This is a genomic window from Caballeronia sp. HLA56, assembly GCF_054655155.1.
Map to the genome: position 1 here is coordinate 405,193 of NZ_BAAHOB010000002.1, position 16,015 is coordinate 421,207.

The 16,015-nt window shown below is 61.9% G+C and carries 11 protein-coding genes; 7 read left to right on the plus strand and 4 right to left on the minus strand.

Features of this window, described 5'->3' with window-relative positions:
• Nucleotides 1-405: 405 nt before the first annotated feature.
• Nucleotides 406-1,560 carry a porin gene (locus tag ACYQ47_RS08280; protein WP_250469075.1) on the plus strand — a complete coding sequence of 385 codons (1,155 nt, stop codon included), beginning with the start codon at nucleotides 406-408 and terminating at the stop codon, nucleotides 1,558-1,560.
• 92 nt (nucleotides 1,561-1,652) lie between these two features.
• Here ACYQ47_RS08280 and ACYQ47_RS08285 read toward each other — a convergent pair whose 3' ends face one another.
• The gene (locus ACYQ47_RS08285) at nucleotides 1,653-4,043 is read right to left on the minus strand and encodes an ATP-binding protein (protein ID WP_250528072.1); all 2,391 of its coding nucleotides are present in this window, start codon (nucleotides 4,041-4,043) and stop codon (nucleotides 1,653-1,655) included.
• A gap of 317 nt (nucleotides 4,044-4,360) precedes the next feature.
• On the opposite strand from ACYQ47_RS08285, the gene ACYQ47_RS08290 reads away from it, so the two are divergent.
• Nucleotides 4,361-5,188 (plus strand): Lnb N-terminal periplasmic domain-containing protein, encoded by an 828-nt coding sequence (locus tag ACYQ47_RS08290; RefSeq protein WP_459905057.1) that lies wholly within the window; start codon nucleotides 4,361-4,363, stop codon nucleotides 5,186-5,188.
• A 9-nt stretch (nucleotides 5,189-5,197) separates the two neighbouring features.
• On the opposite strand, the gene ACYQ47_RS08295 is transcribed toward ACYQ47_RS08290, so the two are convergent.
• Entirely contained in the window at nucleotides 5,198-6,556 is a 1,359-nt protein-coding gene (locus ACYQ47_RS08295; RefSeq protein ID WP_459905058.1) for an MFS transporter, read from the minus strand.
• 279 nt (nucleotides 6,557-6,835) lie between these two features.
• On the opposite strand from ACYQ47_RS08295, the gene ACYQ47_RS08300 reads away from it, so the two are divergent.
• Nucleotides 6,836-8,629: a ShlB/FhaC/HecB family hemolysin secretion/activation protein gene (locus ACYQ47_RS08300; protein WP_459905060.1), complete on the plus strand. Its 1,794-nt coding sequence runs from the start codon at nucleotides 6,836-6,838 to the stop codon at nucleotides 8,627-8,629.
• Between the two features lie 69 nt (nucleotides 8,630-8,698).
• Here ACYQ47_RS08300 and ACYQ47_RS08305 read toward each other — a convergent pair whose 3' ends face one another.
• Both ACYQ47_RS08305 and ACYQ47_RS08310 read right to left on the minus strand, forming a co-directional pair.
• Complete coding sequence (locus ACYQ47_RS08305; protein WP_310391657.1) at nucleotides 8,699-9,844, minus strand: porin; 1,146 nt, start codon at nucleotides 9,842-9,844, stop codon at nucleotides 8,699-8,701.
• Nucleotides 9,845-9,912: 68 nt separating this feature from the next.
• The gene (locus ACYQ47_RS08310) at nucleotides 9,913-10,149 is read right to left on the minus strand and encodes a hypothetical protein (RefSeq protein WP_250510909.1); all 237 of its coding nucleotides are present in this window, start codon (nucleotides 10,147-10,149) and stop codon (nucleotides 9,913-9,915) included.
• Here ACYQ47_RS08310 and aldA point away from each other — a divergent pair.
• The 4 genes from aldA (at nucleotide 10,148) to ACYQ47_RS08330 (ending at nucleotide 15,885) form a co-directional block, all read left to right on the plus strand.
• Nucleotides 10,148-11,572 (plus strand): aldehyde dehydrogenase, encoded by a 1,425-nt coding sequence (aldA, locus tag ACYQ47_RS08315; RefSeq protein WP_459905062.1) that lies wholly within the window; start codon nucleotides 10,148-10,150, stop codon nucleotides 11,570-11,572. The two genes, ACYQ47_RS08310 and aldA, sit on opposite strands and share 2 nt — an antisense overlap.
• A gap of 93 nt (nucleotides 11,573-11,665) precedes the next feature.
• Nucleotides 11,666-12,991 carry an MFS transporter gene (locus ACYQ47_RS08320; RefSeq protein WP_350029325.1) on the plus strand — a complete coding sequence of 442 codons (1,326 nt, stop codon included), beginning with the start codon at nucleotides 11,666-11,668 and terminating at the stop codon, nucleotides 12,989-12,991.
• Nucleotides 12,988-14,205 (plus strand): mandelate racemase/muconate lactonizing enzyme family protein, encoded by a 1,218-nt coding sequence (locus ACYQ47_RS08325; RefSeq protein WP_459905063.1) that lies wholly within the window; start codon nucleotides 12,988-12,990, stop codon nucleotides 14,203-14,205. Before ACYQ47_RS08320 ends, ACYQ47_RS08325 begins: the two co-directional genes overlap by 4 nt.
• Nucleotides 14,206-14,226: 21 nt before the next feature.
• Nucleotides 14,227-15,885 (plus strand): GMC family oxidoreductase, encoded by a 1,659-nt coding sequence (locus tag ACYQ47_RS08330; RefSeq protein ID WP_250469083.1) that lies wholly within the window; start codon nucleotides 14,227-14,229, stop codon nucleotides 15,883-15,885.
• Nucleotides 15,886-16,015: the final 130 nt, after the last annotated feature.

Here is a 16,015-nt window from a genome sequence, read left to right on the forward strand (position 1 = left end):
GGCGGCTTCCTCTCGCGAAGCCGCCCCTGTCCCTGGACTGCAATTCGGAGTTCTTTAGGACATGACGAAGCGTAACAACCCGATCGCCAACAACAAACCGCATGGCTCGCAAATGGCTCTTGCGTGGATCGGTGGAATGCCGTCGTTCATGCACAACACGAAACCTCGTCTGTATTACTTGCCAAGAGACCTAAGCGTCTGAGCTTAAAGGGAAACGAAGCGTCCACTCAGCTTAGTGTGGTTTTAGCAAAATATTGTTTCCTGGCGACCGCAGCGGAATAAACGAAGTGCTCACATATAGTGTCCCTCAAGTTTCTTGAGGAGCGAGCTTCTGCTTGCGCGGTAGCCTGATCTTGAAGAAGCCTGGTCTTGAACATGAACACTTAGCAGGGCACTTAGAGAACCATGAAAAAAACTCTTCTCATCGCAGGCGTTCTTGGCACGTTCGCCGCCACGGCTCAGGCGCAAAGCAGCGTCACCTTGTACGGCACGCTCGACGCGGGCCTCGTCTACACCAACAACTCCGCGGGACACAGTAACTGGCAGCAAGGCAGTGGTTCGGTATCGGACACGTATTTCGGTTTGCGCGGGTCTGAAGATCTGGGTGGCGGAATGCACGCGCTTTTCAAGTTGGAAAGCGGCTTCAACCTCAACAACGGCAGCTATAGCGAAAGCAACTCCATGTTCAGTCGTCAGGCGTATGTCGGCTTGCAACATGACCAGTACGGCACGATCACGCTCGGTCGCCAATACGACTCCATGGTCGACTACCTCGCGCCCTTGTCGGAACCGGGCGGCGGCTATGGCAATAACCTGACGGCGCATCCGTTCGATAACGACAACCTCGACAACTCGTTCTCGATCAAGAATGCAGTGAAGTATCAAAGCGCCAACTACGGCGGCTTCAAGTTCGGCGGCTTGTATGGCTTCAGCAATGACGCCGGCCAGTTCTCGAACAATCGCGCATGGAGTGCGGGTGCTTCGTACAGCACGGGTCCGTTGAACTTTGCGGCGTCTTACCTGCAAATCAATAACTCGCGCACGGGCAATACGGGCGGCGCGGTAGCGGCGGGTCAAGGCAGCAACAACAATCTGACCGCGGATCAGCAACGCACCTTCGGCGCAGGCTTGAATTACGCTTATGGCCCGGCGACCGTCGGCTTCGTGTGGACGAATACGCATTACGACAACCTGATCGCGGCGTCGCAAGGCGGCTCCACGTTCGCGCTGCCGGGCGGCACGAACCTGCATATGAACAACTTCGAACTGAACGGCCGCTATGCGTTGACGCCTGCGCTCGATCTCGACGCGTCCTACGCGTACACCGACGGCAAGATCAACGGCGCAAACGGCTCGGGCGATCCGAAGTGGCATACGGTGTCGCTCAAGGCGGATTACTCGCTCTCGCGTCGCACGGATGTGTACGTCGAAGGCGTGTATCAGCATGCTTCGGGCGAGCTTGGCAATGCAGGCGCCAATGTCGCGATGATCAACACGCTGTCGCCTTCGACGACGCAGAATCAGGTGGCGGCGGCGGTCGGCTTGCGTCACCGCTTCTAAGCGTGCGTGCTTCGTTGTTGCCCTAGCATCACGCGATAAAAAGGGGCTGCGATCTCATGATCGCAGCCCCTTTTGCTTAAACAACGAAGCGCTTATTTCTTCTCTTCCGAGCGCTTGACGAGCTGTTCGAAATCCTGCGCCGCGCCGCCCGTTCCCGCTGCCAGCCGCGCCAGCGCCGAAGCCGCCGTATCGCGCCGCACGCCGCTTTCCGGTCGATACTGCTTAGGCAACGCAATGAAGAACGTCGCGCCGTGATCCGGCTGGCCTTCGCCCCAGACCTTGCCCCCATGACGCTCGATGATCCGCCGCACGTTCGCAAGTCCGATTCCCGTGCCATCGAATTTTTCATCGACGTGCAGCCGTTGGAACACGCCGAAGAGCTTGTCCACGTAGCGCATGTCGAAGCCCACGCCGTTGTCGCGCACGAAGTACACCGTGTAGCCCGCGAGTTCGCCCGTGCCTTCCCGCGAGCCGATTTCGATGACCGGTTGCTCGCGCGCGCCGCTGAACTTGACCGCATTGGCGATGATGTTGTTCAACGCCACATGCAAAAAGACGTGATCCGCTTCGGTGGGCGGCAGCGCATCCACCTTCCAGTGCACACGCGCTGACGTTTCCTCGTCGATGTCGGTCTGGATGACCGTATGCACGAGCGCATGCATATCGACCTTATGCGGCCGCAACGCCGCGCGGCCGAGTTGCGCGAAGGAAAGCAGGTCGTCGACGAGACGCCCGCCGAAGCGCGCCGATGTCACGATACGCTCCAGATAGCCGCGCCCACGCTCCGACAGTTTCTGGCCGTCCATTTGCTTGAGCAGATCCGCAAAGCCCACGATATGCCGCAACGGCGCTCGCAGATCGTGCGACACCGTGTACGAAAAGCCTTCCAGTTCGTGATTTGCGCGGCCGAGTTCGGTCGCCAGTTGCGCGATCTCTTCCGCACGCCGCAGCACGATGCCGAGCACGGCCGCGCGGAACTCCAGCGCAATCTCGCGCTCGGCGGTGCGCCACGGCAAGGAGCGATTGCGCACCTCGTCGGTCCACGTTTCGAAGCTCACGCGCGGCGAGAGCGAAGAGGAAAGCCCCGTTAGCTTCGCGCGCGGATCGCCCGCCCATTCGATCGTCTGCACGACCTCGCGGCGAAACCAGATCACGTAATTGCGATAGATCTTCGAGATCGATACCGCGAGAAAACCCGCGACATTCGGCGAATCTGGCAGCACGGGACAATCCGCCGATGCGCGATCCGACAGCACCACGTCTTCGCTTTGCTGATCGAGCCAGTCGACAAGCGCTGTCACGTCGTGCTCGCTCGGCGTCACGCCGATGAGCGACGTGCGCCCCTCGAAGATCACCGCCGCGCCCGATGCGCGCGTCAAGCCGAGCAGGTCGTTCGAGTCGTTGACCAGGGCTTCGACGAAGCTGTCGGTATTGGCCATCGACGAAAGCAGCTTCGAAAGCATGCGGCGCAGTTCGAGCCGGTAATGCGCTTCGTTTTGTGTTTCACGCGCCTCGATCTGCAGCGAGACGATCTGCGCGACATGCTCGCAAGCCGTGCGTACTTCGAAGGGCGGCAGGCGCGGCGTCGCGTGATGACAGGAGATCAATCCCCAGAGCGTGTCGTCGACGACGATGGACATCGACATCGAGGCAAGCGTGCCCATGTTGCGCATATATTGCAGATGCACGGGCGAGACGCTGCGCAAGGACGCGTAGGTGAGATCGGTCGGCCGGCCAGTCTGCGGATGCAGCGCGGGCACGAGCGGCGCGGCTTCGTAATCGGCGTTCGAAATCAGGCGGATGCGATTGCGCTTGTAGAGTTCGCGCGCCTGGGCGGGAATATCGGACGCGGGGAAATACTGGTTCAGGTATGACTGATAGCCCGGCTCGATGGCTTCGGCGAGCACGTGGCCGTTGCCGGCTTCGTCGAATTGATAAACGAGCGTGCGCCCGAAACCGGTAATGCGCGCAATCTCCGTCGCCGCGAACTGGCAAAGCTGCTCGACCGTGCGCATGGACTGCACTTCGGTGACGAAGGAGCGCACGAGCGGATACATGCTCGAAAACACTTCGGCGGTATGTTGCGCGGGTTCCAGTTCAACGAAGAGCAAGCCTTCATGCCGATGCACGACGAGCGCGAACGGGCCGCTTTGGCTCCAATGATCGATGACGACATTGCCCGTGTGGATCGTCGCGCCATCGCGCGTAAGCCTTCCCAATTCGGCGACGGCGCGGCGGCTGGCTTCATCGCCGATGACGAACGACAGCGGCTCGCCGAGGCAACGCTCGGGCGCGATCGACGTGAGTTGCGCGACATTGCCACTCACTTGCAAGATCGTGCCTTGTGCGTCGATGCTCAAGAGAAGACCGTGCGGCTGGATGCCGCCAGGAACGTGAATGGGCTCGCGCGCGCATTCGGCATACGCCGATGCATCGGGCGCATTAAATTCACTGCTGTGTGCGGTGGAGGAGTTGTCCGTCATTGTCTCGATAAGGCGTTTCGGCGGCGCAAAGGCGCGCCGGTTTGTCCAATGGCCGCAAGCTTTCAGGCAGCAGACGCATTAAGACGACGATCGGGTCGCGGGCTTCGTGCGGCCCTGACACGACGGTCGAAGACGATTTACGGTTCGCACGCCGGTCTTCGAGCCGGATTTTTGTCTGCATGTCGATGCGGCACGGCCGGTCATTTCTACTCCGGGCGGCGCATCCTGGCTGATGAAGCAATTGTAAGCGGGCATCGCAATCCTTGTTTTCAGACCGGCGCGTTCATGCGGATATTCGGGCATACCGGCGCTTTCGCATGAATCGTTCCGCGCTTCGAGTCGCACGAAGTCTCGCGGTACAGTGGCAGTTGTTCACGAGCCTTTCATGGAGTCCGACCGTGAAATCCGGCACGGAAAAGAGCGCGCCTTGGGTGGAGGAATATGCACGGACCGCGTCCGCCATGTGGTGCGGCGACCAAGTGCGTATTCGCAATGTCCGCAACTTTGTCTACCGAACGCGGGACGAAGCCACGCCCGCCTATTTCGACGCCATCTATGAGATCTCGCGACTACAGACGGTCGATCTCGTGGTGTCGCGCTGGACGCATGAATCCATTGCACATGTGTTCGTAAGCTTCGGTTTCGACGATGGCCGTTATCTCTCCATCTCAATCGAAACGCGCCGTCGGCAAGGGCAGCATTATTCGACGTGGCGCGGCTTCTTCAAGCATTACGATCTGATCTATGTCGTGGCCGACGAGCGCGATCTGATCGGCGTGCGTACCGATATACGGCGCGAACGCGTGTCGCTGTATCGCGCGCAGGTCACGGCCGCCACCGTGCGCGCGCTGTTCAAAGACTACATGCGGCGCGTGAACGACCTGAACGAACGCCCCGAGTTCTATCACACGCTCTTCAACAACTGCACGAGCAATATCCTGCATCACGCGCGAACGGTCGCGCCGCATCTTCGTTATAGCTGGAAGGTGCTGCTAAGCGGCCACGCCGACGACTACACCTATCGCATGGGCCTGCTCGACAACACCTCGACGTTCGATGAACTCAAGCGGCGCAGTCTCATCGTGCGGCCGGAAGGCGCGCTGATCGACGAAGACTTTTCGGCGGCGATCCGGCGCGCTCATTGAGTGCTTGGGTCAGCCAGCCGTTCTCGCGGCGACGCTGCCGGAACCGGCATGAAGCGCCCGGCGTGCGCAAAGCGCGAGCAACACGCACGACAGCCCGTTGAAGAGAAAGAGTCCGCGCGGACCGAAGACGGTCATCAATAGCGAAGCCAGCGCCGGACCGGTCATGCCGCCGAGCGAGAACAGCACGAGCAAGGTCGCCGAGATGGCGACGCGCAAATGCGCCTCCGTTCTGTCATGCACGTGCGAAACGATGAGCCCGTATTGCGTGAACGTCACCGCGACATACGCCAGCGTGCCGCACCACACCACCGCGCGAAAATCGAAGCACAGCAGCACGAAGCTCAAGGTCGCCGAAATCGATGCCGTGTAGAACACGAGACGCCGCCTGTCCACTTTGTCGGAGAGACGGCCCATCGGCCATTGCGGCAGGAGTGCGCCGATCAGCGCCACGCCCATGAAGGTCGCGAGTTCGCTCGTCGAAAAGCCGGAGCGTTGAAGATAGACCGGCGTCATCGAATAGAACGCGCTGTAGAGAAAGCCCGCGAGAATGCAGCCCGGAACCGCGAGCGGCGTCGCGGCCATTATCTCGCGCAGGCTCTCGCGCCAGGTTCGGGCGGGCACGCGGTCGAGGTTTTCATCGGCGACCTTGACGGGCCAGCCTTCCAGCAAGGTCACGGGCAGCACGGCGGCGGCGAACAGCGCGGCGGCGATGGAGAATTGCTGCGCACCCGTGCCCGCGCCGACATTCAGCAAGAACTGCCCGGTGCCGACCGCGAGATAGTTGATGGCCGCATACGAGCCGAAGACTTGGCCGCGCCGCTCGTTCTCCACCGTGCCGTTGAGCCAGCTCTCGATGGACGTATAAAGCCCCATGAACGCGACGCCCGTGAGAATACGCACGAGCGCGAGGAGCCACGGCGACTCGCTCGCGCCGAACGCCAGCGCGAGAATCGACGCGGCCGCTGAAAAAGCCACGAATGTCCGATGCTGCCCGATCCGGTCGATGAGCCGCCGGTTCACCACCGCGCCGAGAATGAAGCCCAGGTAATAGCACGACTGAATGAGGCCGATCACGAGCGTCGGATAACCCGCCTGCAGGATGCGCAGCGGTATCAGCGTCTGGAAGAGTCCGTTTCCCGCGACGAGCAGCGCATAGCCGCACAACAGGCCCGCGAGCGCGCGATAACTGCTGCCCGCGCCGCCGGGCGGTGGCGGCGGAAGCGGGTCGCCGCCCGAAGGCGGTGTCTGACGGCCGAAGAGCTTGGCTTCGGTGAGCGGCCCGGTCCGTGCGATGGATGAGGACTCCGGCGTTGTCTCGCTCTGTGTCTGATCGGAAAACTGCGGCGTTTCGTCTGCTATTTTTGTCATGACACTCGTTTGCGTTCGGAACGGCCCTTGGTCGAGGCGCGTTCGCACCCGATGCTACCTGAAACCGGAACGGCGCCTGAGCACGTGTGCGACCAATTCGTGATCGGCACCGACATCGTGGCGCTTTCGAGCTTCGCCTCGCGCGCTCACGGTCATGCCATTAGCGAGTACGATGTCAGGCCGCCGCGTGACGATGCGGACATTGAGACGAGGAGCGCCTTTGCGACAGACGTTCGATATTCGCCGTGGTTGGCCCGCGCAACGGCGCGCCGGTAGCGCATGACGCGGGCATCGAAGGGGAGCGTGCGGTTCACGCGGCTCGCGTGCTGCATTGCCGCCGCTCATGCCGCTGTTTATGCCGCCGCTTATACCGATGCAGCGCACGCGCAATCATATAAAGACGTCGCGCCGATTGTCCCGCCCGCCGCCGAGCGTCCGCGTGCACCGCAGCCGCCCGCCGAATCCGGCGATGCGTCGCAGGCCGTAGCGATCGCGGATTTACGCGGCATCGCTTTCGTGCGCTCGGACGGCGCGGCCGGTTCCGCCAGCACGCAAGGCACGCAGAGCGCTGCGATCACGGCCAGTGGCGCGCCGCTGCTCGATTCCGCTTTCCTCGATACCTTCGCGGCCGATCTCGCCCATCCGCTCACCTTCGCGCGTCTGGCCGAAATTCGCCGCGCCGTCGTGCAGCGTTATCGCGAGGCGGGCCTGCCGCTCGTCGATGTCTACGTGCCCGAGCAGGATGTGAGCGACGGCGTGGTGCGCATTGCGATTGCCGAGTTTCGCGCGGGGCGCGTGCTCCCTCAAGGCAATCGCTATTTCTCCGATGCGCTCCTCGCCCGCGAGATGCCGCTGCCCACCGGCGAGCCGATCCGCGAAGCCGATGTCGCCGCGGGCCTCGCGCTCCTGAATTCGAACCCGTATCGCCGTGTCGACGTGATCTATGCGCCGGGCGCTGCCGCGAATACCACCGATGTCGTCCTGCAGACCGAAGACCGGCTGCCGTTGCGCGTCTACGGCGGCTACAACAACGACGGCGTGCCGGACCTGGGCCGCGACCGCCTGCTTGCGGGTTTCGACTATGGCAATCTGTTCGGCACGGATGCGCGCATCGGCTATCAGGCGACGGCGAGCAACGACCTCATTTCGGGTAATCCGGATATCGAAGGGCGGCCCAACCGGGCGCGCTTCGTCGCGCATTCGTTCAACCTGATTGCGCCGCTGCCGTGGCTCGACCGTATCGAACTGTTCGGGGTGTATGCGCAAAGTACGCCACGCTTGCCGGACAGTTACGGACAGACGGGCACGAGCGCGCAGCTCAGTTTTCGCTACGACTGGCGCCTTCCGCCGCTCGACAAGGCGGGTGCGTGGCAGCAGCAACTGCAACTCGGCTACGACTTCAAGCGCTCGAACAACGACCTCGAATTCGGCGGCTTTCAGGTGTTCAATGCCAATACGCACGTCCATCAGTTCGTGCTTGCCTACGATCTGACGAAGAGCGACGCATCCGGCGACACGCATCTGAATGCATCGCTCTACGCGAGCCCCGGCTATCTCGACGGCAGCAACAACAGCGACGCCTTCGATACCGCGCGTCTCGGCGCGAAGCCGCGCTATCAGTATCTTCAACTGTCCGCGCAACGCGATACGCCGCTGGGTGCGACGGGCTTTTCGGTATCTGCGCGCGGGCTCGTGCAGTGGACCAACAACACGCTTTTGCCGAGCGAGGAACTCGGGATTGGCGGCGACTCGACCGTGCGCGGCTACGACCCGTACGCGGCGCAAGGCGATCGCGGCTGGAACGTGCAGACGGAGTTGCGCTCGCCGGCCATCACGTTCGGCTTCGCGGCGATGCAGCCGTTTGTGTTTTTCGATGCAGGGCACGTGTGGAACCGCATCCCCGAAGCGGGCGAGGTCAACAATGCATCGCTTGCGAGCATCGGCGGCGGTGTGCGTTTTCAGATGAGCCGCTTCGTCACGTTCAGGGGAACGCTCGGGTTTCCGCTCAGGGCTGTCGTGCCGAATGGCTCGAAGGCGCCGTTGGGGGAGATATCGGTGGTGATCGGGAGTTGAGCGTCACGCCCAAGAAAAAGGCCGAACGAGCGTCCGGCCTTCCGCACCACGAACTCAATGTCAGCTAGATCAGAACGCGTGCCGCAAAGCCACTCGCGCGACGAACTGATTCGAATTCGACGACACTTGCTGCGCGCCCGGAATATACGCGTTGTCCAGCACCGAATCCGTCGAAGGCCCGTGGATTTTCTGATAGGCGCCTTGCACATAGACGTCCGTGCGCTTGGACAGGAAGTAATCCGCCATCAAGCCGAACGAGTGAATCTTCGGCTTGACCGTGCCTGAAGCCGCGTCGTACGTCTCGATGGAATACACATACTGCGCGCCGATGAAGAACGCCGGCGTGAACTGGTACTTGCCGTTCACTTCGAAGTTCTGATACTTGACGGCGTTGAGCGTGTTGCCTGCTGCCACGAGCGTGCCGCCTATATAGCCATTGGTCGACGGATCGCGATAACTCGAATTCGTATAGGCGAAGCCTGCCGTTGCGGGGCCGAACGAGTAGTTCACGCCCGCGCCGTAGACCTGCATGCGTCTCGCGACGAAGCTCGCATCGTTGGCCGCGATGGCGCCGATGCCACCCGCGCCGACGCCGTCCGCGCGCATATATGCCGCGCCGGCCAGCAAGCCGCCATTCGCATACGAAGCGCCGACGCTATACAAGCGGTTGTCCGCGAAACCCGTGCTGTTGCTGAAGCCATACAAGCCGCCGAACTTGAAGCCGCCGAAAGACGGACTCGCATACTTCACCGCGTTGTTCACGCGAAACGAGTTGTCCGTGTTGTCGTTGTCGAACGGATGCGCGAACAGATAGCCCGCGAAGTTGCCGTTGGCGGTGGTCGGCGCAAGGTAATCGACGACGGAATCGTACTGACGCCCAAGCGTCACCGAACCGAAGCGTTCGTTCTGCACGCCCACGAAAGCCTGACGGCCGAACATGCGGCCACCCTGACCCGCCGCGCCGTTGCTCAGGTTCAAACCGCTTTCCAGTTGATACACGGCCTGAGTCGCGCCGCCGAGATCTTCGACCCCGCGCAAGCCCCAGCGGCTGCCCGACGCATAACCGCTCGTCAATTCGTAGGCGTGATTTCCGCCGACGTTGCTCGTGTAGTCGAGGCCTTCGTCGAGCACGCCGTATAGCGTGACGCTGCTCGCTGCAAAGACGGAGGAAGACAGGCAGCAGACCGCTGCGAACAGAATGGCTTTAATTCTCATGAAAGTCTCAAGTTTTCTTGTTTTATCCGATGACGTCCGTGTCGCTCACGCGAAAACGCCAAGGATGGCTAACGATGAGCGACGGATTGTGCGTGATCGACGCGCGCTTGCAAAGGGATTTCGCCGAACATCGAACGTGAGTTTTTTGAATGTTCTGCCAGCAAATTCTTCGCTTGTCGCTGCAGCGCGAAGCGCGGAAAAATGGGCCGAAAGTCGTAAGAGGCAGCCGCGACATCAGCGGCGCTGGTTTTTTTCCGCTGCGGCCGCCGTCGCCCGTCATCGAACCAGGAATCATCGAGAAACATGAAGTCAGAACGCAATTTCGTGAACGGATGTTTCATCGCGCCCGCAAGCGATCAACGCACCGCCGTCGTCAATCCGGCTACCGAAGAAGTGCTCGGCCACGTGCACAACGCAACGCGCGAAGAGGCGTTGCAAGCCGTTGAATTTGCCGCCACCGCGCAAAAGCGCTGGCGCGTGATGCCCGCCGCCGAGCGCGCGGTGCACATGCAGCGTCTCGCGGACGCCATCGTCGAAGCCTCCGCCGATATCGGCGCGGCGCTCGCCTCCGAGTCGGGCAAGAGCCTGACGGACGCCACCAACGAAGCCATCTACGCCGCGCAGATCACGCGCTATCACAGCGAATGGGCGCGGCGCATCGAAGGCGAAGTCATTCCGAGCGATACGCCCGACGAAAACCTCGTGCTGCATCGCGAGCCGATAGGCGTCGTCGCCTGCCTGATTCCCTTCAATTTCCCCATCTACACGCTGCTGCGCAAGATTGCGCCGGCGTTGATCGTGGGCAATACGGTGGTCGTGCGCCCGAGCAACAACACGCCGCTGTCCGCGTTCGAATTGGCGCGCGCCGTCGAACGCGCTGCATTGCCGCCGGGCGTCGTCAATATCCTGGCGATGGATCACGCCACCGCCGAAGCCGTCTGCACGCATCCGGCCGTCGGCATGATCACGCTGACGGGCAGCGTTTCCGCGGGCCGCAAGGTGCTCGAATACTGCAAGGCGAATATTGCGAAGCCTTCGCTGGAACTGGGCGGCAAGACGCCCGCGATCATCGAGCCGGATGCCGACTTGCAGAAGGCCGCGCGCGAACTCGTCGCCTCGAAGCTCACGCATGGCGGTCAGCTTTGCACGGCCATCGAGCGCGTTTATGCGCACGCGAGCATCCACGATGAATTCGTTCGCCTGCTCAAGGAGCAGATGCTGGCCAAGCGGATCGGCGACCGTTTCGAAGACGCGAGCTTCATGGGGCCGCTCGTCAACGAGGCATCGCGCAAAGGCATTCACGCCATGGTGATGCGCGCGGTCGAGGCAGGCGCTGTGCTCGAAACCGGCGGCGAAGTGCCGAAGCGCAAGGGCTTTTTCTATCCGCCGACGCTTTTGTCCAACTGCCGTCAGGACATGGAGATCGTGCAGGAAGAAACCTTCGGGCCGGTGCTCGCCGTCGTGCGCTACGGCACGCTCGATGAAGCCATCGCGATGGCGAACGATCATCAATTCGGTCTTTCGTCCGTGCTTTACACCGAAAACTATCGCACGGCGATGAAGGTCGCCAACTCCATCGAAGCGGGCGAGCTTTATATCAACCGCACGCCGGCCGATCCGTATCAAGGCTTCCACGCGGGCTGGAAACGCTCCGGCATCGGCGGTGACGACGGCAAGCACGGCATGCTGGAATTCACGCAGACGCGTCTCGTCGTCATGAAGTACTGACCCAGGCCGTGTCTTCTCGCGAGGACGCCGCCGTTTTCCTTTTCCAACTCACACAAAAATATACGAAGGCTGCGGGCTTTGCGCCCGCGGTTCATCGAGGAGCCTCCCGTGTCATCGAATCCTGCTCAAACCAGCCAGGGCGCGGCTGCGCTGCCGCTCAAAAGCGCGCGCGCCGACCGCTATCTGCAACTCGCGCTGCTCGTGGTCGCCGCCGGCGCGATCTATCCGATTCTGTATCTGCGGCAGGTTTATCAGCCGACGATGCTCGAAGTCTTCCGCATCACCGAAGAGCAACTCGGCTATCTCTACTCCGCGCTCGGCACGATCTTCCTGATCTGCTATTTGCCAAGCGGCTGGCTTGCGGACCGCGTCGCGCCGCGCGTGCTCATCTGTTTTTCGTTGATCGCGACCGGCGCGCTCGGGCTGTGGTATTCGACGGCGCCTTCGTTCGCCTCGCTGATCGTGATCTTCGGCTGCTGGGGTTTGACGACCGGCCTCACGTTCTGGGCCGCCATCATCAAGCGCGTGCAGATGATCGCCGCCGCCGACGAGCAAGGCCGCTTCTTCGGCTTTCTCGATGGCGGTCGCGGCTTGATCGAAGCGCTGCTCGCAACCATCGCGATTTCGGTTTTCGCCTACGTGACGCACACGCGCGGCGACTCCACCGCAGCGGGTTTCAAGCTCGTGGTCTATATGTACGCGTTCCTGTGCATCCTGCTTGGCGTGGTGCTCGGGCTGGTTCGCGATCCCGACGCGGGCGCCACCGCCGTGGCGAAGCGCAAGAGCAACGTGCTGCGCGACCTCGCCGTGCTGCTGAAGAATCCGCAGTTGTGGCTGCTCGCGGCCATCGTGTTCTGCGGCTATCAGGTGTTCTGGGCGACGTACAGCTTCTCGGCGTATCTGCATGAGAAGGAGATCGGCCTTTCCGTGGTCGCGGCGGGTTTCATCACCACGCTCAAGCTGTGGATGCGTCCTATCGGCGGCATCGGCGGCGGCTTTCTCGGCGACCGCTTCTCGAAGTCTTCCGTGCTCGTGTTCGCGCTCTTCGCAGCCGCGCTCTCGCTCGTCGTGCTGATCGTCGCGCCGGGCATTTCGAGTCACGTGCTGATCGCCGTGGTCGTGCTGTTCATCGGCGTGATGACCTATGCCATTCGCGGTCTCTACTGGTCCCTGCTCGACGACTGCAAGGTGCCGGCCGAGACGAGCGGTCTCGCCATCGGCCTCATCTCGGTGATTGGCTACTCGCCGGACGCATTCCTGCCGCTCGTCAACGGGCATCTGACGCAGAACTATCCCGGCGTGCTCGGCTATCAAATGTACTTCGGCTATGTCGCCGTGATGGCCGCGCTCGGCGGTGTCGCCGCGCTCGTCTTCAAGCATCGGCTCAAACGCATGGAACGCAAGGAATCGCAGCAATGAAAATCGCCGCACTGGAAACTCATATCGTCGCCGTGCCGCCGCCGCATGTCGGTGGCATGTACTGGATCTTCGTGAAGCTGCGCACGGATTGCGGCATCGAGGGCGTCGGCGAGATTTACTCGGCCACGTTTCATCCTAAGGCGATGACGCCGATCATCGAAGACGTGTTCGAACGCTATCTGCTCGGCCACGATCCGCATCATGTCGAGCGCTTCTATCGCGAAGCCTTTTCGAGCGGCTTCACGCAACGCCCCGACCTCACCATGATGGGCGTCGTAAGCGGCCTCGAAATGGCGTGCTGGGACATCATCGGCAAGGCGGCGGGCAAGCCCGTGTACGAACTGCTCGGCGGCCGCGTGCACGAGCGTCTGCGTTCCTACACTTATCTTTATCCGAAGAACAGTCGTGGCGAATACGACTACGACGACCCGGACCTCGCGGCGGAATGTGCCGCGCACAACGTCGAACTCGGTTTCACGGCGGTGAAGTTCGATCCGGCAGGCCCGTACACGGCGTATTCCGGCCACCAGATTTCGCTCGAAGTCATGGACCGCTGCGAAACCTTCTGCCGCAAGGTGCGTGAAGCGGTTGGCAGCAAGGCCGATCTGCTGTTCGGCACGCACGGACAGATGGTGCCATCGTCGGCGATCCGCCTCGCGCAACGCCTCGAAAAGTTCGATCCGCTGTGGTTCGAGGAGCCCGTTCCGCCAGGACAGGAAGACGCGATGGCGCAAGTCGCCGCGAAGACGAGCATTCCGATTGCGGCGGGCGAGCGTCTGACCACGAAGTACGAGTTCTTCAAGCTGCTCGAAGCGCGCGCCGCATCGATTCTGCAATTCAACGTCGGACGCGTGGGCGGGCTACTCGAAGCGAAGAAGATCGCGAGTCTCGCCGAAGTGCATTACGCGCAGATCGCGCCGCATCTGTACAACGGGCCTGTCGGCGCGGCGGCCAGCGTGCAGATCGCGGCGTGCTCGCCGAACTTCCTGATTCAGGAAAGCATCGGCACGTGGGACGGCTTTCACGCCGAAGTGCTGAAGACGCCGATTCGCTGGGACGACGGCTACATCATTCCGTCGAACGAGCCGGGTCTTGGCGTGGAACTGAACATGGACGTGGTGCGCGCGCATACGCCTTATACCGGCGACCGTCTGCATCTGCAGATGACACCCCGGCCTTTCGACGTGAAAGACCTCGCGCCTGCCAAAGGCTGACACTCACCGGAATACTCAAGCATGGAATTCGATTACATCATCGTGGGCGCGGGTTCGGCGGGCTGCATTCTCGCCAACCGTCTGACGGAGTCGGGACAGTATTCGGTCCTGCTGCTCGAAGCGGGCGGCGAGGACGCGTCGTTCTGGTTCAAGGTCCCGGTCGGCTTCACCAAGACCTACTACAACCCCGAATACAACTGGATGTATTACAGCGAGCCGGAAGCGCAGCTGAACGACCGCAAGCTGTATTGCCCGCGCGGCAAGGTGCAGGGCGGCTCCGGCTCCATCAACGCGATGATCTACGTGCGCGGCCAGCCGCACGATTTCGACGACTGGGCGAAAGCGGGCAATCGCGGCTGGAGCTTCAAGGACGTGCTGCCGTATTTCCGTCGCGTGGAATCGCATCCGCTTGGCAACACGGAGTATCACGGCGCGAACGGCAAGATCCGCGTTTCGCCGATGAAGGACGACGCGCATCCGATCTGCCAGGACTTTCTGCAAGCCGCGGAAGAAGCGGGCTTTCCGCGCACCGACGACTTCAACGGCCCGAAGTACGAAGGCGCGGGCATCTACGATGTCAACACGCGCGACGGTCAGCGTTCGTCGAGCAGCTTCGAGTATCTGCATCCGGTGATGGAGCGCGGCAATCTGAAGATCGAGCGCAACGTGACGGTGCGCCGCGTGTTGTTCGACGGCGCGCGCGCCATGGGCGTGCTCGCCTCGCGTAATGGCCAGGACTTGCAGTTCCGGGCGAAGCGCGAAGTAATTCTCTCGGCGGGTGCCGTCGATACACCGAAGCTCATGCAACTCTCCGGTATCGGCGAAGCGGAGTTGCTCGCGAAGCATGGCGTGACGCTCGTGCATGAGCTGCCGGCGGTCGGCAAGAATTTGCAGGACCATCTGTGCGTGAGCTTTTACTATCGCGCGACGGTAAAGACGCTGAACGACCAGTTGGGTTCGCTCATCGGCAAGGCGAAGGTGGCGCTGCAATATCTGATGACGCGCAAGGGACCGCTCGCCATGAGCGTGAACCAGGCGGGCGGCTTCTTCAAGGGCGCCGACGACGAGCTGGAGCCAAACCTGCAGCTCTACTTCAACCCGCTGTCGTACCGCATTCCGAAGAGCAGCAAGGCGCAACTCGAACCGGAACCGTACTCGGGCTTTTTGCTGTGCTTCAATCCGTGTCGTCCGACGAGCCGCGGTTCGGTGGAAATTGCGTCGGCGAAGGTCGAGGATGCGGCGAAGATCCGCATCAACGCGCTGACGACGGCGAAGGATATCCGCGAAGTCATTCAGGGCAGCAAGCTCATTCGCCGCATCATGGGCACGAAGGCGCTGCGCCAGGTCACGGCCGAGGAAATCTCGCCGGGACCGGGCGTGAAGAGCGACGAAGACATGCTCGCGTATTTTCGCGACCAGTCCGGCTCGATCTATCACCTGTGCGGTTCCTGCGCGATGGGTCCGGACGCGCGCACCTCGGTGGTCGACGAGCGTCTGCGTGTGCATGGCATCGAGGGTTTGCGCATCGTCGATGCATCGGTGTTCCCGAACATCACCTCCGGCAACCTCAACGCGCCGACGATGATGGTCGCCGAGAAGGGCGCGGACATGATTCTCGAAGATTCGCGTCGTGGGGTGGTCGAGGCGTTGAAGCCGCTCGAACTTCCCGTCGCCGCATGAACGAAGCGGGTCTAGGTTGCGCGCCGCCGCCGGTCGGATAACCGGCATAATTTGACTCGATTCGTAAAATGCTGCCAAAGAGCGGCACGACTGGCGTGAAGCGCGTGTTAAATGCGCGCACGTCAGACGA

Bases quoted from the DNA above. Each gene is read 5' to 3' on its own strand.
- ACYQ47_RS08280 (WP_250469075.1), top strand. From the start codon at position 406: ATGAAAAAAACTCTTCTCATCGCAGGCGTTCTTGGCACGTTCGCCGCC.
- ACYQ47_RS08285 (WP_250528072.1), bottom strand. From the start codon at position 4,043: ATGACGGACAACTCCTCCACCGCACACAGCAGTGAATTTAATGCGCCC.
- ACYQ47_RS08290 (WP_459905057.1), top strand. From the start codon at position 4,361: ATGAATCGTTCCGCGCTTCGAGTCGCACGAAGTCTCGCGGTACAGTGG.
- ACYQ47_RS08295 (WP_459905058.1), bottom strand. From the start codon at position 6,556: ATGACAAAAATAGCAGACGAAACGCCGCAGTTTTCCGATCAGACACAG.
- ACYQ47_RS08300 (WP_459905060.1), top strand. From the start codon at position 6,836: ATGACGCGGGCATCGAAGGGGAGCGTGCGGTTCACGCGGCTCGCGTGC.
- ACYQ47_RS08305 (WP_310391657.1), bottom strand. From the start codon at position 9,844: ATGAGAATTAAAGCCATTCTGTTCGCAGCGGTCTGCTGCCTGTCTTCC.
- aldA (WP_459905062.1), top strand. From the start codon at position 10,148: ATGAAGTCAGAACGCAATTTCGTGAACGGATGTTTCATCGCGCCCGCA.
- ACYQ47_RS08310 (WP_250510909.1), bottom strand. From the start codon at position 10,149: ATGTTTCTCGATGATTCCTGGTTCGATGACGGGCGACGGCGGCCGCAG.
- ACYQ47_RS08325 (WP_459905063.1), top strand. From the start codon at position 12,988: ATGAAAATCGCCGCACTGGAAACTCATATCGTCGCCGTGCCGCCGCCG.
- ACYQ47_RS08330 (WP_250469083.1), top strand. From the start codon at position 14,227: ATGGAATTCGATTACATCATCGTGGGCGCGGGTTCGGCGGGCTGCATT.